This window comes from Variovorax sp. YR752 (assembly GCF_943372545.1).
In genome coordinates, this window is sequence record NZ_CALRZC010000016.1 from 1 (window position 1) to 16,841 (window position 16,841).

Here is a 16,841-nt window from a genome sequence, read left to right on the forward strand (position 1 = left end):
AAGGCGTCAGCTTGCGTACAGATCGGCGGTCTGTTCGAGCGACACGCCCGGACGCCGCGCAGTTCCTCATCGACGCTGCGGGCGGGGTGGCAGATGTACTCAAACGGTCGGTCCTTGCCTGGCCGATGCGAAGCTCGACGTCTGTCCACCCCAGCGCCAGAAACATACAAGCGCAGCGAACGCAGTGAGCGAAGCGAGTTGGGCGCCACGCCCCCAGTCCGAGCATCGCTGCGGAGTCGGAGCGAAGCGGAGACCGCCACCGTCGGGCCGCCCAGCGCACCCCGCCTGCCGCGCCTCTCCAGGCCAGAGAGAGTTCAACCATCGAGCGCACGACTCAACACCCCATTCATCTCGTCCAAGCGGAACCCGCGCGCCATTCCCCGCATGCGCTCGACGAAGGCCGCGCAGGCCGGCGACTCGGTCTCGATCTGGTCGAGCCGCTTGACGATGCCGCGCACGTAGCCGATGTTGACCAGCTCCTGCAGCGCGCGCAGGTGCGGTTCGTCAGGCAGCACGATCGGCCCGTCGGAGGCAGGTGCCGCCGCGGGCTCCGGTGCGCTCTGCACAGCCGTCGTCCACTGCAGCGCCAGCGCCCGCCCCAGCCAGTCCAGCAGTTCGTTGACCCGCACCGGCTTGGTGATGAAGTCGCGCGCCGCGATGCCGACGTCGTTCTCCAGTCCCTTGTCGAAGGCGTTGGCCGAGACGATCGCGATCGCCGCCGGCCCGAGCGCCTCGTGTCGCATGCGGCGGATGGTCTCCCAGCCGTCGATGCCGGGCATCGCCAGGTCCATGAACACCGCGTCGGGATACCAGCCGCCCCGGCCACCGCCCGCGCGGCCTTCGCGCAGCAGCGCCAGGCACTCTTCCCCGGAAGCCGCGGTGCGCAGTTCGAAGCCCAGCGGCGCGAGCACGCTGACGAGCAGGCCGCGGTCGGCCTCCTCGTTGTCGACCACCAGGATGCGCCGGCGTGGGCCCGCATAGCCGGTGCGCTGCGCCGCCTGCGGTGCCGGCAGCGCGTCGGAATGCAGTTCGGGCAGGAACAGGCGCACGCGGAAGCTGGAGCCGCGTCCAGGGTGGCTCTCCACCGTCATCTCGCCGCCCATCAGCTCGGCCAGCATCTTGGCGATGGTCAGGCCCAGGCCGGTGCCGCCACTGCCGCCCTGCCCCGCCGCCGAGCCGCGCGCGAAGGGCTCGAACACCTTGGCCACCTCGTCCGGCGGCATGCCGGGGCCGGTGTCCTCGATCTCGAAGTGGGCGATCTCGCGCGCGTAGCGAAGGCGGAAGACAACGCGCCCTTCGCGGGTGAACTTCACCGCGTTGCCGAGCAGGTTGATGAGGATCTGGCGCAGCCGCTTCTCGTCGGCGCGAACGAGCTCGGGCGCCTGTGCGTCGATCTCGGCGACGAAGCCAATGCCCTTGGACTGCGCCTGCAGCTCGAACAGCCGCGCGATCTGCTGCAGGCTCTCGCGCAGGCGCAGCGGCGCCGGCTCCAGCGTCAGCTTGCCGCCCTCGATGCGCGCCATGTCCAGCGTGCCTTCGATCAGCGACAGCAGGTGGTCGCCACCGCGCTTGATGACACGCACCGCCTGGCGCCGCGCGTCGGGGATGGCCGGGTCGTCGTCGAGCAGCTGCGCGTAGCCGAGGATGCTGTTCAGCGGCGTGCGCAGTTCGTGGCTGATGGCCGAGATGTAGCGGCTCTTCGCCTGGTTGGCGGCATCGGCGGCCTGCTTGGCGAACTGCAAGGCCTCGTCGGTGCGGCGGTGCGACTCGATCTCCTGCACCAGCAACAACGTCTGCCGGTTCGATTCTTCCTGCGCCACCTTGGCGCTCTTGTGCTTGAGAACCAGCCACCAGGCCACCACCGCGCTGAGCACCAGCAGCGCGGCATAGACCTTCACGAAGCCCATTTGCAGCGCCGCTTCGGCGTCGGGCGACAGGCTGCCCAGCAGCCGTCGCTCGTGGCGGTAGACCGATGCCATCAGCGCGCCGAGCGCGGCCATCGACACCGCCATCAGCATCAGGTAGTGGCCGAGTTCGGTGTCGAGCTTCTCCCACAGGCCGCGTGGCAGCACGCGGCCCATCGCGTCGCGCCACTGCACCGACAGCCGCGCCTCGGGCTTGCACAGGTCATGGCAGCGCGCGTCGAGCGAGCAGCACAGCGAGCAGATCGCGCCGCCGTAGGCCGGGCAGTGCGCCATGTCGTCGTGCTCGTAGTCGCGCTCGCAGATCGTGCAGCGGGTCAGGCGCTTGTAGCTGCCCTGCTCGGGCGCGACTGGCTCCGGCTGGCGGGCAATGTAGTAGCGGCCCTTGGTCCACCAGGCGATCAACGGGGAGGTGACGAATGCAGCGACCATCGCGATCACCGCCGAGAAGGCCTGCGCCATCGGCCCGAGCAGGCCGAGGTAGGCGACGATCGACAGCAGCGAGGCCGCGCCCATCGCGCCGACGCCGACCGGGTTGACGTCGTACAGATGCGCCCGCTTGAACTCGATGCCCCTGGGCGACCAGCCCATCGGCTTGTTGATCACCAGGTCGGCCACCACCGCCATCATCCAGCTGATCGCGATATTCGAGTACAGGCCGAGCACCTTGCCGATCGCCTGGAAGACGTTCAGCTCCATCAGCATCAGCGCGATCAGCGTGTTGAAGACCATCCACACCACGCGCCCCGGGTGGCTGTGCGTCAGCCGCGCGAAGAAGTTCGACCAGGCGAGCGAGCCGGCATAGGCGTTGGTGACGTTGATCTTCAGCTGAGAGACGATCACGAACACCGCAGTGGCGGCCACCGCCAGGCCGTAGTTCGAGGTCATCGCCCCGTAGGCGACGAGGTACATCTGGGTCGGGTCGACCGCGCGCGCCACCGGCACCGCGTAGCCGATCGCGAGGTAGGCGAGCAGGCAGCCAGCCAGCATCTTCAGCACGCCGGGAATCACCCAGCCGGGGCCGCCGATGACGACGCCGGCCCACCAGGCGAAGCGGTTGCTGCGTTGCCGTTCAGGCATGAAACGCAGGTAGTCGGCCTGCTCGCCCATCTGCGTGATCAGCGCGATGCCGACCGTCATCGCCGCGCCGAACTTCATCAGGTCGAAGCCGGCCGGCTGCATCACCTCGTCGCCACCCTCGTTGGCAATGCCGCCGAAGTGCCAGATGTCGGCCAGCACCGTCGGGTGCTGCTGGAGCACGTAGATGAAAGGCACGATCAGCATCGCCAGCCACAGCGGCTGCGTCCACACCTGCAGCCGGCTGATCGTCGTCACGCCGTGGGTGACCAGCGGGATCACCACGAGAGAACACAGCAGGTATCCCCAGGCCGGCGGGATGTCGAAGGCGAGTTCGATCGCGTAGGCCATGATGGCCGCCTCGAGCGCGAAGAAGATGAAGGTGAAGCTCGCATAGATCAGCGAGGTCACCGTCGAGCCGATGTAGCCGAAGCCGGCGCCACGCGTCAGCAGGTCCATGTCGACACCATGGCGCGCGGCGTAGACGCTGATCGGCCAGCCGGCGAGGAAGATGATCAGCCCGGTGGCGAGGATGGCCCAGAAGGCATTGATGAAGCCGTAGTCAACCAGCAGCGTGCCGCCGACCGCCTCCAGCACCAGGAACGAGGCCGCGCCGAAAGCCGTGTTGGCCACGCGCATCGACGACCACTTGCGGAAGGCGCGCGGCGTGAAGCGCAGCGCGTAGTCCTCCATGGTCTCCTTGGCGACCCAGCTGTTGTAGTCGCGACGGACCTTGACCACCCGCTGCACCGCCTTGGTGCCGGATGGGGTCGCGATCGCCGGCCCCACGGGGGGATTCTCCTGGGACAGGGCCGGGTTCGCACTCATGCGCCTTCTTGGGGCAAGGCCTGTGCCAAGGCGGCCTGGCCGCGTAGCATCTGGCACGTCTCCTGCTGAACGCCACGCCATGGAACTCACGCCCCGCGAGAAGGACAAGCTGCTGATCTTCACCGCCGCGCTGCTCGCCGAGCGGCGCAAGGCACGGGGCCTGAAGCTCAACTACCCCGAGGCGGTGGCGCTGATCAGCGCCGCGATCATGGAAGGTGCACGCGACGGCAAGAGCGTCGCCGCGCTGATGAGCGAGGGCAAGACGGTGCTCACCCGCGCCGACGTGATGGACGGCGTGGCGGAGATGATCCCGGACATCCAGGTGGAAGCCTCGTTCCCCGATGGCACCAAACTGGTGACTGTGCACCAACCTATTGCATGAGCGCCCCATGAATCCCAAGACACCGAGGACGACGACCATGAACCGCACCCTGGCCGTGCTGGCCACGCTGCTCGCCAGCGGCTGGGCCGCCGCCCACGAAGGCCACGGCCCGGCCAACCCGCACTGGCACGCCAGCGACATGTTCGGCCTGCTGCTGGCCATCGGTGTGGCCGGTGCCGGCCTGATGTGGTGGCGGGGTCGCAAGTAATGGCCCTCACCCCTGGCGAACTGCTGGTCGACGCCGGCGATCTGGTGCTGAACCCGGGCCGACGCACGCTCACGCTGGTGGTCGAGAACGGATCCGACCGTCCGATCCAGGTCGGCTCGCACTACCACTTCGCCGAGACCAACGGCGCGCTCAGGTTCGACCGCGATGCCGCCCGCGGCATGCGGCTGAACATCGCCTCGGGCACCGCGGTGCGCTTCGAGCCGGGCCAGCAGCGCACGGTCGAACTGGTCGACTTCGCCGGCGACCGTGTGGTCTACGGCTTCCGCGGTCTGGTGCAAGGAAAACTCTGACATGGCCACCATCGGCAAGCGCGCCTACGCCGAGATGTTCGGCCCCACCGTCGGAGACCGCATCCGCCTGGCCGACACCGAGCTGATCGTCGAGGTGGAGAAGGACTACACCCTTGGCGCCGGCGGCTACGGTGAAGAGGTCAAGTTCGGCGGCGGCAAGGTGATCCGCGACGGCATGGGCCAGAGCCAGCGCGTCAACGGCCCGGGCGCGCAGGAGGCGGTCGACTGCGTCATCACCAATGCGCTGATCATCGACCACTGGGGCATCGTCAAGGCCGACATCGGCATCCGCGGCACGCGCATCGCCGCCATCGGCAAGGCTGGCAACCCCGACGTGCAGCCCGGCGTGGACATCGTCATCGGCCCGGGCACCGAGATCATCGCCGGCGAGGGCATGATCGTCACCGCCGGAGCGATCGACTCGCACATCCATTTCATCTGCCCGCAGCAGATCGAGGAGGCGCTGGCCTCGGGCGTCACCACCATGCTCGGAGGCGGCACGGGCCCGGCCACCGGCACCTTCGCCACCACCTGCACGCCGGGGCCGGCGAACATCGCGCGCATGCTGCAGGCGGCCGATGCCTTCCCGATGAACCTCGGCTTCCTCGGCAAGGGCAATGCCAGCCAGCCCGAGGCGCTGCGCCAGCAGGTCGAGGCCGGCGTGATCGGCCTGAAGCTGCACGAGGACTGGGGCACCACGCCGGCGGCGATCGACTGCTGCCTGAGCGTGGCCGAAGAGACCGATACGCAGGTGGCCATCCATAGCGACACGCTGAACGAATCGGGCTTCGTCGAGAACACCATCGCGGCGACGAAAGGCCGCACGCTGTGCGCCTTCCACACCGAAGGCGCCGGCGGCGGCCACGCGCCGGACATCCTGCGCGTGGTCGGCGAGGAGAACTTCCTGCCCTCCTCCACCAACCCGACCATGCCCTACACCGTCAACACGCTCGACGAACACGTCGACATGCTGATGGTCTGCCATCACCTCGACGCCGGCATCGCCGAGGACCTGGCCTTCGCCGAGAGCCGCATCCGCCGCGAGACGATCGCCGCGGAAGACGTGCTGCACGACCTCGGCGCGATCAGCATGATGAGCAGCGACAGCCAGGCGATGGGCCGTGTCGGCGAGGTGGTCATCCGCACCTGGCAGACGGCGCACAAGATGAAGGTCCAGCGCGGCGCCTTGCCCGGCGATTCGGCGAGGAACGACAACACGCGTGTCAAGCGCTACATCGCCAAGCTCACGATCAACCCGGCGCTCGCGCACGGCATGGCGCACGAGATCGGCAGCATCGAAGTCGGCAAGTGGGCCGACCTGGTGCTGTGGAAGCCGGCCTTCTTCGGTGTCAAGCCGGCGCTGATCCTCAAGGGCGGCTTCATCGCCGCGGCGGCAATGGGCGACCCGAACGCCTCGATCCCGACGCCGCAGCCGGTGCACTACCGGCCGATGTTCGGCGCCTTCGGCGGTGCGCTGCATGCGGGCTCGCTGACCTTCCTGAGCCAGGCAGCGCTGGACGGCGGCATCGCCGAGCAGCTCGGCCTGCACAAGCGTGTGGCCGCGGTGAAGAACTGCCGCGGCGTGCGCAAGCAGCACATGGTCCACAACGGCTACACGCCGACGATGGAAGTCGACGCACAGACGTACGAGGTGCGCGCCGACGGCCAGCTGCTGACCTGCGAGCCGGCGAAAGTGCTGCCGATGGCGCAGCGCTACTTCCTGTTCTGAGCCTCGCGGCCGCGCGGTAACTCCTTGTTCAGAAGGCGTGCGCGCGACACGCCGCCGATATGCTGCCGCCAGAACAGCAAGACAGGGAGCTGGCATGCATCACCGTGCCTGGATGGTCTGGCTGGCCGCAGCACTGCCGCTGGCCGGCGTGGCCGCGGACGAGGCCTTGCTGAAGGCCGCGCTGATCGTGCGCACCTTCGACCACTACGCCGCGACCTGCCAGCAGCGCGGCGGCTTCAAGGCCGCCGATGCCACGGCGGTGAAGGCCTGGGAGCGCGAGCACGGCGTCGCGCAGATCCGCGCCCGCATCCCGGCGCTGGAGCGCGACGCGGCGCAGAAGCAGCAGCTCGATCGCGGCGTGGACACCATCGTGCGGCAGATCGATGCCAAGGACATCGATGCCTGCACCGCCGCCGTGACGGCCAGCCGCACGCGCGACGCCCAGTTCGCCACGGTGGCGCCGCACCTGCTCTCGGCTCCGGCGTCCGTCGACACGACGCCGGCGACCGCCAGGACGCCACCAGCGCCACGCCCGCCTGCGGCCCTGCCATCAGCAGCGCCGGTGCGCCCCGACGCCGCACTGCTGGCCCAGATCGACTCCTTCGGCTTCGACAGCCGCCCCACGATGGGCATCGGCGGCTTCATCACCACCGAGATCTACCCGGTGGTGCTGTTCCGCGATGGCCGACTGCTGACCGATGCGGAAGGCCTGATGTTCGCCGGCGGCCCGGCCGCGCACCAGGCGGCGCACCCGAAGGACTGGACACGCTGGCGGCGCCAGGGCGGCGAACTGCAGATCGCCGGCGAGAAGGGCTGGGAGAAGCTGCCGTTCCAGTCGACATTCAGGCAACTCCCTGCCGGCATGCGCCTGGACGGCCTGTACCGCCGCCTCGGCGGGACCGGCAACATCGCGGTGGGAGGAACGGCCACGGTAGCGGCCTGGAACGAGTACCGCTTCACGCCCGACGGCCGCGTGACCCGCGGCGGCGGTGCCGGTGCGCGCACGGAGGCCGGCGGCGGCTCGGTGGTCACGCGCAGCCAGGCCGCCGGCCAGCAAGGCAGCTACCGCATCGAGGGCGTGATGCTGACCATCCGCTACGACGACGGCAGCGAGGAGGTGCGGCTGATCGTCACCCACCCGAAGGACCCGCGCGGCGCGATCTGGCTCGATGGCCAGGGCTATGCGCAGCGGCGGCGCTGAGCGGCACAATCCCACCCATGCTGACCCTCAACAAGCTCATCCCCGGCGGACGCGGCCTCGCCGGCGTGCTGCTCAAGCGCGCACCGACCGTCGAACTCGACTGGGACGTGCGCCAGAAGAGCCGCTTCGACGCCACCGATTCGCAGGGCCGCGCGCTCGGTGTGTTCCTGCCGCGCGGCACGGTGGTGCGTGGCGGCGACGTGCTGGTGGCCGAAGACGGCTCGCTGCTGCGCGTGCTGGCCGCGCCGCAGCCGGTGCTGCGCGTGACCCACTGCGGCGAGCACGGCACGCCCTTCGACCTGCTGCGCGCCGCCTACCACCTGGGCAACCGCCATGTGCAGCTCGAGCTGAAGCCGGACCACCTGAAGCTCGAGCCCGACCATGTGCTGGCCGAGCTGCTGCGCCAGATGCACCTGATCGTCAGTGAAGTGACCGAAGCCTTCGAACCGGAGTCGGGCGCCTATGCGGCGTCCGCAAGCCACGACCATGGTCATGCGCACGGGCATTCGCACGCCCCTGGCCACGCGCCCCATCCCGCGCCGGTCGAGATCAAGGTGCACGACCATGGCCACGGTCACGTGCATGGCCCCGGCTGCGGGCACGACCATGGCGGGCACCACCATCCCCACGAGCACTGAGACCGTCGCGCCGGCGGCGCTGCTGCAGCTGATGTGGCTGGCCTCGCCGGCCTTGCCGGTGGGTGGCTTCAGCTACTCGGAGGCGCTGGAGACGGCGGTCGACTCCGGCCGCGTCACCGGCGAGGCGCAGGCCGCACAGTGGCTGCGCGACCAGCTGCAGCTCGCGCTCGGCCGCAGCGACCTTGCGGCCGCCGCCCAGGCCTTCGTCGCCTGGCAGCGCGGCGACGCCGATCGCATCCGCGTGCTCAACGACTGGGTGCTCAGCACCCGCGAGTCGCGCGAGCTGCGCGGGCAGACCGAGCAGATGGGCCGTTCGCTGGTCGAGTGGCTGAAGAACCGCGCCGGCGTCGACCCGCGGCTCGCGCAGCTGGCGGCACTGCCGCCGGCGCCGAGCTGGCCGGTGGCGTTCGCGCTGGCTGCCGTGCAGACCGGCGCGCCGCTGCGCGAGGCGCTGCTCAGCTTCGCCTTCGGCTGGGCGGAGAACATGGTGCAGGCCGCACTGAAGGCGGTGCCGCTCGGCCAGAGCGCAGGCCAGCGCATCCTCGCCGCGCTGGTCGAGGCGATTCCGCCGGCGGTGGACCACGCCATGACGCTGGCCGATCACGAGCGCCAGGCCTTCGCGCCGATGCTGGCCATCCTGTCGTCGCAGCACGAGACGCAGTACTCGCGGCTGTTCCGCTCCTGACACGCCGACACGACTGTGTCGCCGCCGACATGGGGCGTCCGCGATCCGGAAACGCAGCACCATCACGCTGTCCACCTTCGACAACCGGAGGGACGGATGCACGACCACGATCAAGGGCTGGCCATCGACATCGAGACCATGATGCGGCGCCGCGCGTTGCGCTGGCTGGCGGTAGCCGGCGCAGCGCCAGTGGCGCTGCTGGGCTGCGGCGGCGGTGGCGACAACGCCGGCAGCACGACGAGCGGCACCGGCAGTTCGGGTGGATCGTCTGGCTCCGGTTCGTCGAGCGGCAGCTGCACGGTGATCCCCGGCGAGACGGCCGGCCCCTACCCGGGCGATGGCACGAACACCAACAGCGGCGGCGTCGTCAACGCACTGACCTTGTCGGGCATCGTTCGCAGCGACATCCGCACGAGCGTCGCCGGGGCCAACGGCACGGCCGAGGGCGTGCCGCTGACGGTGACGCTGAAGCTGGTGAACGCCGGCGCGTCCTGCGCTGGCCTGGAAGGCTATGCCATCTACTTGTGGCACTGCACGCGCGAGGGCGGCTATTCGCTGTACTCGAACGGCGTGACGGAGCAGAACTTCCTGCGCGGCGTGCAGGTGACCGATGCGGACGGCGAGGTCCGCTTCACGACCATCTTCCCCGGCTGCTACAGCGGGCGCTGGCCGCATATGCACTTCGAGATCTACCCCAGCCTGGCCAGCGCGACCAGCGGCAACAACGACGTCAAGACCTCGCAGCTCGCGCTGCCGGCCGCGGCCTGCAGCGAGGTCTACGGCACGGCCAGCGGCTACTCGGCCAGCGTGTCCAGCTTCGCGGCGGTCTCGCTGGCCAGCGACAACGTGTTCAGCGACGACGGCGCAGCGACGCAGCTCGCGACGGTAAGCGGCGACGTGACGAGCGGCTTCGAGGCCAGTCTGACGGTGGGCATCTCGGCCTGACGCAGCGCCATGGCGCCGACATAATCGGCGCCATGAGCACACTGCACCACATCCCCGGCCGCACCAGGAAGCTTCCTCCCCTGCGCGTCGGCGTCGGCGGGCCGGTCGGCTCGGGCAAGACCACCCTGGTCGAGATGCTGTGCAAGGCGATGCGCGAGAAGTGGGATCTGGTCGTCGTCACCAACGACATCTACACCAAGGAAGACCAGCGGCTGCTGACCGTCGCCGGGGCGCTGGAGCCCGAGCGCATCGTCGGCGTCGAGACCGGCGGCTGCCCGCACACCGCGATCCGCGAAGACGCCTCGATCAACCTCGAGGCGGTCGACCGCATGCTGGAGAAGTTCCCGAACGCCGACATCGTCTTCATCGAGTCGGGCGGCGACAACCTCGCCGCCACCTTCAGCCCCGAACTCTCCGACCTGACGATCTACGTGATCGACGTTGCCGCCGGCGAGAAGATCCCGCGCAAGGGCGGCCCCGGCATCACCAAGAGCGACCTGTTCGTCATCAACAAGACCGACCTCGCGCCCTACGTCGGTGCCGACCTCGCAGTGATGGAAGCCGACACGAAGCGCATGCGGCCCGACCACCAGGGCGCGCGGCCTTTCGTGATGACCAACCTGAAGACGAAGGCCGGCCTGCAGCAGGTGATCGACTTCATCGAGACACGGGGAATGCTCAAGTCATGACACTACGCCACCTCGTCGCCGCCCTGCCGCTGGCCGCGGCACTGTGCAGCGCGCTCGCGCAGCCGGCCTCGCCCACCGTGGCGCCGCCCGCCAAGGACGTGCCCGAGACCTTCTTCGGTACCACGGTGCACGACCCCTACCGCTGGCTCGAGGACGTGACGTCACCCGAGGCGACGGCCTGGATGAAGACCAGCAACGAGCGCAGCCGCGCAGCGCTGGCCGCGATCCCCGGCCGGCAGCAACTGCTGGCGTCGATGGAGAAGGTCGACGGCTCGGTGTCGGCGCGTGTGGTCAGCGTGGTGCGCGAGCGAGGTGACCGCTGGTTCTTCGAGCGCCGCGGCGCCACCGAGAACCAGTTCAAGCTGCTGATGCGCGACGGCCTGGCCGGCCGTGACCGCGTGCTGGTCGATCCCGAGGCGATCGAGAAGAAAACCGGCAAGCCGCACGCGATCAACTACTACAGCGTCGCGCCCGGCGGCACGCACGTGGCCTACGGCCTGTCGGCGCAGGGCTCGGAAGCCGCGCTGCTGCACGTGATGGACACGAAGAGCGGCCGCGCAGTGGGCCGCCCGATCAGCCGCGCCGACTTCGGCAGCCCGTCGTTCTCGGCGGACGGCCGCCAGCTGCTGTTCGCGCGGCTGCAGGAACTCAAGCCCGGCATGCCGGCGACCGAGAAGTACCAGCGCGGCCAGGTGTTCCTGATGCGCCTGGGCGCCGACGCCGACAAGGCCCGGCCCGTGTTCGGCCTCGGCGTGCCCGGCGTGGACCTCACGCCGGCGGAGATCCCGATCGCCGCCTTCACCCCCGACGGCCGCTGGATCATCGGCTACGTCTTCAACGGCACGCAGCGCGAGATCACGCTCTACGCCACGCCGGCCGCGCCGGTGCAGGCCGGCAAGCCGCCGCGCTGGACGAAGCTGGTCGGCGCGGCAGACGAGGTCAGCAGCGCGGCCTACTTCGCCGATGCGCTGTACCTCGTGTCGCACAAGGGCGCGCCGCGTTCGCAGGTGCTGCGCCTGCCGCTGAAGTCGCCGGACATCGCTCGCGCCGAACGGGTCGTGCCGCAGGGCGAGCAGGTGGTGACGGGCATCGCCTCCGCGGCCGATGCGCTGTACGTCGAACGTCGTGACGGCAACATCAAGCGACTGTTCAAGCGCGCCCATGCCGGCACCACGCCGCTGCAGGAGATCACGCTGCCGGTGGCGGGCTCGTTCCGCCTCAACGACAACGAGAGCCTGGCCAGCGCCGCCGACCCGCGCCTACCCGGCCTGGTGCTCGAGCTGCAGAGCTGGAACCGGGCGCGGCAAGTCTGGATCGTCGAGGCCGACGGCACGGTGCGCAACTCTGGCCTGCAGCCGCAGGGGCCCTACGACGCGCCGGAGGACATCGTCAGCACCGAGGTCAAGGTGAAGAGCCACGACGGCGCGCTGGTGCCGCTGTCGATCATCCACCGCAAGGGCGCCGTGCTCGACGGCCGCAACCCGACCATCCTCTACGGCTACGCCAGCTACGGCATCACCGAGGCGCCCATGTTCAACCCCGGGCGTCTGGCCTGGCTGGACGCCGGCGGCGTGCTCGCGGTGGCCAACCCGCGCGGCAGCTCGGTCTACGGGCAGGACTGGTACAAGGCCGGCTGGCAGGCGACCAAGCCCAACACCTGGAAGGACTTCATCGCCTGCGCCGAGTGGCTGATCGCGCAGAAGTGGAGCACGCCGCAGCGGCTGGGCATCCTCGGCGGCAGCGCCGGCGGCATCCTGGTTGGCCGGGCGATGACCGAACGGCCCGACCTGTTCGCCGCGGTCGTGCCGGCGGTCGGCGCGCTGGACATGGTGCGCGCCGAGGTCACGCCCAACGGCGTGCCCAACATCCCCGAGTTCGGCACCCGCACCAGCGAAGCGGGCTTTCGCGCGCTGCTGGCGATGAGCACCTACCACCAGATCGTCGACGGCACGAAGTACCCGGCGGTGATGCTCACGCATGGCGTCAACGACCCGCGTGTCGAGGTCTGGCACAGCACGAAGACGGCGGCACGGCTGGCCGCCGCCTCGACCAGCGGCAAGCCCATCCTGCTGCGCCTGGACTACGACGCCGGCCACGGCATCGGCAACACGCGCACGCAGCAGATGCAGGAACGGGCCGACGTCTACGCCTTCTTCCTCTGGCAGATGGGCGTCGATGGCTATCAGCCCAAGGCGCCATGAGCGAACGCGCCGATCAACTCCGCCGCACCCTGGTGCGCAACCTCGACGAGGTGGCGCTGGAGCGCCAGCAGCGCGAGCCGCTGTACGACACGCTGTGCGGCGGCGTCTCCGACGGCACCGCGGCGAGCAAGCTCGGCGCCGGCTACGACGTTCTCGCGCCGGGCAAACGAAGCTGCCCCTACCACCTGCACCACGCGCAGGAAGAGATGTTCGTGATCCTCGAGGGCCACGGCACCCTTCGCGTGGCCGGCGAGATGGTGCCGGTGCGCGCCGGCGACGTGGTCTTCATCCCGCCGGGGCCGGACTACCCGCACCAGTTCATCAACACCTCCGACGCGCCGATGCGCTACCTCAGCATCAGCACGCAGGAGCGGCCGGAGCTGTGCGAGTACCCGGACTCGGGCAAGGTAGCCGGCTACGTTCGCGGACTGCGCATCATCCAGCGGCCGGCCGATTCACTGGACTACTGGGCCGGCGAGCCCTAGCGCTCAGCGCAGCTGAAGCCCCATCTCGCGCATCGCCTTCACCGCGCCGGCACCGGCGCCGGCACCGAAGCGCTTGGCCAGCCGCTCGGCGACGTTCTCGTGCGGCGTGTAGTCGATGATCTCCTCGGCCTTGACCACCTCGCGGGCGACGAAGTCGAGGTTGCCGGTCTTGTCGGCCAGACCGAGCTTGATCGCCTCCTCGCCGTTCCAGAACAGGCCGGAGAAGGTCTCCGGCGTCTCCTTCAGGCGCTTGCCGCGGCCCTGCTTGACCACCGCGATGAACTGCTGGTGGATCTGGTCGATCATCGACTTGGCGAAGGCGCGGTGCTGCTCGTTCTGCGGCGAGAACGGATCGAGCATGCCCTTGTTCTCGCCGGCGGTGAGCAGGCGGCGCTCGACGCCGAGCTTCTCCATCGTGCCGGTGAAGCCGAAGCCGTCCATCAGCACGCCGATGCTGCCGACGAGGCTCGCCTTGTCGACGTAGATCTCGTCGGCCGCCACGGCGATGTAGTACGCGCCCGAGGCGCACATCTCCTCGACCACCGCATAGACCGGCTTCTTGTGCAGCGCCTTGAGGCGGCGGATCTCGTCGTTGACGATGCCCGCCTGCACCGGGCTGCCGCCGGGGGAGTTGATGCGCAGCACCACGGCCTGCGCGCCGACGTCCTCGAAGGCCGACTTCAGCGCGGCGACCAGGTTCTCGGCGCTCGCCTCGCTGTCTGCCGCGATCTCGCCGCGCACCTCGACCAGCGCGGTGTGCGGGGTGCTCGGCGCGGAGGGGCCGACCCGCGACGAGAACAGCAGCGTCAGCACGGTCAGGATCAGCACGACCCAGACCAGGCGGAAGAAGATGCGCCAGCGCCGGTCGCTGCGGCGCTCGCGCAGCATGTCGCGCGCGAGTTGCTCGAGGCCGGTCTCCCAGCCAGCGGCCTTCGCGGCAGCCGGTGTGGCCGCCGCGGCGGGCGCGGGTGGAGGTGCGGCAGCGCGGCCGAACGCGGGTTCCAGGCGGGGTTCGTCGGGTGTGCTCATCGGGCGTCTTTCGGCCCCGCACGACGTCTCAGTCGGCGAAGGCGGGTTGGGTGTCGCGGGAAGGATACCAATACACCTGCCCGTCACGCTCCTCGACCTCGATCGTGGCCAGCCGGCCGCGGCCGCACGGCCCGCCGACGCAGCGGCCGCTGGCCGGTTCGTAGGCCGCGCCGTGGATCGAGCAGAGGATGAACTGGCGGTCGCTGTCGAGGAACTGGCCGGGCATCCAGTCCATCTCCGCCGGCACGTGGGCACAGCGGTTCAGGTAGGCGACCACGCGCCCGTCGATGCGCAGCGCGAAGGCGCGGGCCGGCTGGCTGTACTGCAGCACGTCGAACACCACCGCGTCGCCGCGCTCGGCGAGTTCGGCAGAGGCGCACAGGGGCTGGGCCGGGCCGCGTTCACCCACCTCAGGCATGGCGCATCAGCCAGTCGTGCAGTTCGGCGGTGGAATGCGCGACGAAGCGGGTGTCGAAGTCCTCGAAGGCCTCGTGCGCATGGGCGCCGTAGCTGACGCCGATCGACGCCGTGCCGGCATTGGCAGCGAGCTGCAGGTCGTGCGTGGTATCGCCGATCATCAGGGTGCGCTCCGGTGCGACGCCGAACTCGGCCATCAGCTCGAGCAGCATCTGCGGGTGGGGCTTGGAGCTGGTCTCGTCGGCGGTGCGCGTGGCGTCGAACATGCCTTGCAGCTCGACCGTGCGCAGCGCTTCGTCCAGTCCGCGGCGCGACTTGCCGGTGGCCACACCCAGCCAGTGGTGGCGCGACTTCAGCGCCTGCAGCATCGGCAGCGTGCCGTCGAACATCACGATCTCATGCTGCTTCGCGAAGTAGTGGTGACGGTAGCGGTCGGCGAGCTCCTTGTAGCGCTCGCGCGGCAGGTCGGGCGCCGCGTGGGTCAGCGCCTCGACCAGGCCCATGCCGATCACGTAGCTGGCATCGCGATCATTCGGCACGGCCACGCCGACGTCGCCGCAGGCGGCCTGGATGCAGCGCGCGATCAGCGCGGTCGAATCGAACAGGGTGCCGTCCCAATCGAAGACGATCAGGTCGAACTGGCGCGGTCGGGTCATGCGGTCAAGGTCTGGAGGAAGGCCCGGCATTCTGCCGGCAGCGGCGCTTCGAGCTCGATCACCTCGCCGCTGGCGGGGTGCTGGAAGCGCAGCCGGCGGGCGTGCAGGAACATGCGCTCGAAATGCGCCGCGCCGCGCGCCAGCGACTTGTTCAGCGCGAAGTCACCGTACTTGGCGTCGCCGACGATCGGGTGGCCCTCGTGCGTCAGGTGCACACGGATCTGGTGGGTGCGGCCGGTCTTGATCGTCACGTCCAGCAGCGTGAAGTCGGCGAAGCGCTGAGCCACCTTGACCAGCGTGATCGAGCGCTTGGCCTCCTCGTGGCCGGGCTCGACGGCGCGCACGCGACGCTCGCCCTCGCCGGTGAGGAACTTGTGCAGCGGCACGTCGATGACCTTCTTGCTCGCCGGCCAGGCACCGATGACCAGCGCGGCGTAGGTTTTCCCGGTCTCGCGCTCGCGCAACTGGTCCTGCAGCGCAGTCAGCGCCGAGCGCTTCTTGGCGATCAGCAGCAGCCCCGAGGTCTCCTTGTCGAGCCGGTGCACGAGCTCGAGGAACTTCGCGGTCGGCCGCGCCTGGCGCAACTGCTCGATGACACCGAAGCTGACGCCGCTGCCGCCGTGCACTGCCACGCCAGCCGGCTTGTCGACGGCGATCAGGTGCTCGTCCTCGTAGACGATCGGGAACTCGCGCGCCGGCGCGGGCGCCTCGGCGCTGCGGTCGGCCACGCGCACCGGCGGCACACGCACCACGTCACCGATCTCCAGGCGGGTATCGGCCGAGGCGCGGCCCTTGTTGACGCGCACTTCGCCGGAGCGGATGACCCGGTAGACATGCGTCTTGGGCACGCCCTTGAGCAGGCGGATCAGGAAGTTGTCCAGCCGCTGGCCCTGCGCCCCCTCGTCGACCGTGAGGCGCAGCACGCTCGGCGTGTTGTTCCCGGCCGCAGCGGGCTTCGCTTTGGCCCCTATAATCGGCGCGTCCACATGATGCTCTAAGTGCTTGATTCTTCGGAGTTTAGCCTTCAGGCCTCAGGTGGCGGCCCGCTCAGGAGAGCGGTCCATCCGGTGATGCAACGCAGCGTGGCCCGGTCGGGTGGCGTCCCCAAGTGACGTCGCGGTCCGGGGCCTGCTGTGGAAGAGCAAACGAAGAACGAACCACCCAACAAGGTATTCCGGGCAGGAGACAGCCGGACGCCGAGGGCAAGTGCCCCGCGACTGCCAGCGTCTTCCGCCCGCGTCCAGTGACCCAGCGGATGTTGTTCACTTTCCCCCACCTCCCGTGCCGCGAGCAGGCGCCTGCCAGGATCCGTTCCTGCGCCGCGCTGTCGCCCAGGGGCTCCCGGTGGTTCAGGATGCCGAACCTCCACGCAGCGCGAAACCGGCCCACGAGGCCTGGCCGCGCGCTGATTGCCGCCTCCCCCACTGCCACGCACGCG

General features: G+C 69.7%; 16 protein-coding genes. 11 read left to right on the forward strand and 5 right to left on the reverse strand.

Features of this window, described 5'->3' with window-relative positions; translation table 11 throughout:
* Positions 1–314 precede the first annotated feature (314 nt).
* Positions 315–3,827 carry an ATP-binding protein gene (locus AAG801_RS05820; RefSeq protein ID WP_341887566.1) on the reverse strand — a complete coding sequence of 1,171 codons (3,513 nt, stop codon included), beginning with the start codon at positions 3,825–3,827 and terminating at the stop codon, positions 315–317.
* 79 nt (positions 3,828–3,906) lie between these two features.
* On the opposite strand from AAG801_RS05820, the gene ureA reads away from it, so the two are divergent.
* The 11 genes from ureA to AAG801_RS05875 all read left to right on the forward strand — a co-directional run bounded on the left by ureA (position 3,907) and on the right by AAG801_RS05875 (position 13,301).
* A complete protein-coding gene (gene ureA, locus AAG801_RS05825) occupies positions 3,907–4,209 on the forward strand; it encodes an urease subunit gamma (RefSeq protein ID WP_341887567.1) in 303 nt (100 codons plus the stop codon).
* Between the two features lie 37 nt (positions 4,210–4,246).
* A complete protein-coding gene (locus tag AAG801_RS05830) occupies positions 4,247–4,417 on the forward strand; it encodes a hypothetical protein (RefSeq protein WP_341887568.1) in 171 nt (56 codons plus the stop codon).
* The gene (locus AAG801_RS05835) at positions 4,417–4,728 is read left to right on the forward strand and encodes an urease subunit beta (protein ID WP_341887569.1); all 312 of its coding nucleotides are present in this window, start codon (positions 4,417–4,419) and stop codon (positions 4,726–4,728) included. The genes AAG801_RS05830 and AAG801_RS05835 overlap by 1 nt, the downstream gene beginning before the upstream one ends.
* A 1-nt stretch (position 4,729) precedes the next feature.
* Positions 4,730–6,457, forward strand: a complete 1,728-nt coding sequence (ureC, locus tag AAG801_RS05840; protein ID WP_341887570.1) for an urease subunit alpha — start codon at positions 4,730–4,732, stop codon at positions 6,455–6,457.
* A 94-nt stretch (positions 6,458–6,551) separates the two neighbouring features.
* The gene (locus tag AAG801_RS05845) at positions 6,552–7,658 is read left to right on the forward strand and encodes a hypothetical protein (protein WP_341887571.1); all 1,107 of its coding nucleotides are present in this window, start codon (positions 6,552–6,554) and stop codon (positions 7,656–7,658) included.
* Positions 7,659–7,675: 17 nt separating this feature from the next.
* Positions 7,676–8,296 (forward strand): urease accessory protein UreE, encoded by a 621-nt coding sequence (gene ureE / locus AAG801_RS05850; protein WP_341887572.1) that lies wholly within the window; start codon positions 7,676–7,678, stop codon positions 8,294–8,296.
* Complete coding sequence (locus tag AAG801_RS05855; RefSeq protein WP_341887625.1) at positions 8,265–8,981, forward strand: urease accessory protein UreF; 717 nt, start codon at positions 8,265–8,267, stop codon at positions 8,979–8,981. Before ureE ends, AAG801_RS05855 begins: the two co-directional genes overlap by 32 nt.
* Positions 8,982–9,077: 96 nt before the next feature.
* Entirely contained in the window at positions 9,078–9,926 is an 849-nt protein-coding gene (locus AAG801_RS05860) for an intradiol ring-cleavage dioxygenase (RefSeq protein ID WP_341887573.1), read from the forward strand.
* A gap of 32 nt (positions 9,927–9,958) precedes the next feature.
* The gene (gene ureG / locus AAG801_RS05865; RefSeq protein WP_341887574.1) at positions 9,959–10,615 is read left to right on the forward strand and encodes an urease accessory protein UreG; all 657 of its coding nucleotides are present in this window, start codon (positions 9,959–9,961) and stop codon (positions 10,613–10,615) included.
* Positions 10,612–12,816 carry a prolyl oligopeptidase family serine peptidase gene (locus AAG801_RS05870; protein WP_341887575.1) on the forward strand — a complete coding sequence of 735 codons (2,205 nt, stop codon included), beginning with the start codon at positions 10,612–10,614 and terminating at the stop codon, positions 12,814–12,816. Before ureG ends, AAG801_RS05870 begins: the two co-directional genes overlap by 4 nt.
* The gene (locus AAG801_RS05875) at positions 12,813–13,301 is read left to right on the forward strand and encodes a cupin domain-containing protein (protein ID WP_341887576.1); all 489 of its coding nucleotides are present in this window, start codon (positions 12,813–12,815) and stop codon (positions 13,299–13,301) included. The genes AAG801_RS05870 and AAG801_RS05875 overlap by 4 nt, the downstream gene beginning before the upstream one ends.
* A 3-nt stretch (positions 13,302–13,304) precedes the next feature.
* Here AAG801_RS05875 and AAG801_RS05880 read toward each other — a convergent pair whose 3' ends face one another.
* The 4 genes from AAG801_RS05880 to AAG801_RS05895 are packed head-to-tail and all read right to left on the reverse strand — an operon-like array spanning position 13,305 to position 16,326.
* Positions 13,305–14,330: a S49 family peptidase gene (locus tag AAG801_RS05880; RefSeq protein WP_341887577.1), complete on the reverse strand. Its 1,026-nt coding sequence runs from the start codon at positions 14,328–14,330 to the stop codon at positions 13,305–13,307.
* 28 nt (positions 14,331–14,358) lie between these two features.
* Positions 14,359–14,748 (reverse strand): Rieske (2Fe-2S) protein, encoded by a 390-nt coding sequence (locus tag AAG801_RS05885; protein WP_341887578.1) that lies wholly within the window; start codon positions 14,746–14,748, stop codon positions 14,359–14,361.
* Positions 14,741–15,403 (reverse strand): HAD-IA family hydrolase, encoded by a 663-nt coding sequence (locus AAG801_RS05890; protein WP_341887579.1) that lies wholly within the window; start codon positions 15,401–15,403, stop codon positions 14,741–14,743. Before AAG801_RS05890 ends, AAG801_RS05885 begins: the two co-directional genes overlap by 8 nt.
* Positions 15,400–16,326, reverse strand: coding sequence for an RluA family pseudouridine synthase (locus AAG801_RS05895; RefSeq protein ID WP_341887580.1), 927 nt, complete (start codon positions 16,324–16,326; stop codon positions 15,400–15,402). The genes AAG801_RS05890 and AAG801_RS05895 overlap by 4 nt, the downstream gene beginning before the upstream one ends.
* Between the last annotated feature and the right edge of the window lie 515 nt (positions 16,327–16,841).

Excerpts from the sequence above, each read along its gene's own strand:
- ureE (WP_341887572.1), top strand. The coding sequence starts at position 7,676 with ATGCTGACCCTCAACAAGCTCATCCCCGGCGGACGCGGCCTCGCCGGC.
- AAG801_RS05835 (WP_341887569.1), top strand. The coding sequence starts at position 4,417 with ATGGCCCTCACCCCTGGCGAACTGCTGGTCGACGCCGGCGATCTGGTG.
- AAG801_RS05830 (WP_341887568.1), top strand. The coding sequence starts at position 4,247 with ATGAACCGCACCCTGGCCGTGCTGGCCACGCTGCTCGCCAGCGGCTGG.
- AAG801_RS05820 (WP_341887566.1), bottom strand. The coding sequence starts at position 3,827 with ATGAGTGCGAACCCGGCCCTGTCCCAGGAGAATCCCCCCGTGGGGCCG.
- AAG801_RS05860 (WP_341887573.1), top strand. The coding sequence starts at position 9,078 with ATGCACGACCACGATCAAGGGCTGGCCATCGACATCGAGACCATGATG.
- AAG801_RS05875 (WP_341887576.1), top strand. The coding sequence starts at position 12,813 with ATGAGCGAACGCGCCGATCAACTCCGCCGCACCCTGGTGCGCAACCTC.
- AAG801_RS05890 (WP_341887579.1), bottom strand. The coding sequence starts at position 15,403 with ATGACCCGACCGCGCCAGTTCGACCTGATCGTCTTCGATTGGGACGGC.
- ureA (WP_341887567.1), top strand. The coding sequence starts at position 3,907 with ATGGAACTCACGCCCCGCGAGAAGGACAAGCTGCTGATCTTCACCGCC.
- ureC (WP_341887570.1), top strand. The coding sequence starts at position 4,730 with ATGGCCACCATCGGCAAGCGCGCCTACGCCGAGATGTTCGGCCCCACC.
- AAG801_RS05870 (WP_341887575.1), top strand. The coding sequence starts at position 10,612 with ATGACACTACGCCACCTCGTCGCCGCCCTGCCGCTGGCCGCGGCACTG.
- AAG801_RS05845 (WP_341887571.1), top strand. The coding sequence starts at position 6,552 with ATGCATCACCGTGCCTGGATGGTCTGGCTGGCCGCAGCACTGCCGCTG.
- AAG801_RS05885 (WP_341887578.1), bottom strand. The coding sequence starts at position 14,748 with ATGCCTGAGGTGGGTGAACGCGGCCCGGCCCAGCCCCTGTGCGCCTCT.
- AAG801_RS05855 (WP_341887625.1), top strand. The coding sequence starts at position 8,265 with ATGGCGGGCACCACCATCCCCACGAGCACTGAGACCGTCGCGCCGGCG.
- ureG (WP_341887574.1), top strand. The coding sequence starts at position 9,959 with ATGAGCACACTGCACCACATCCCCGGCCGCACCAGGAAGCTTCCTCCC.
- AAG801_RS05880 (WP_341887577.1), bottom strand. The coding sequence starts at position 14,330 with ATGAGCACACCCGACGAACCCCGCCTGGAACCCGCGTTCGGCCGCGCT.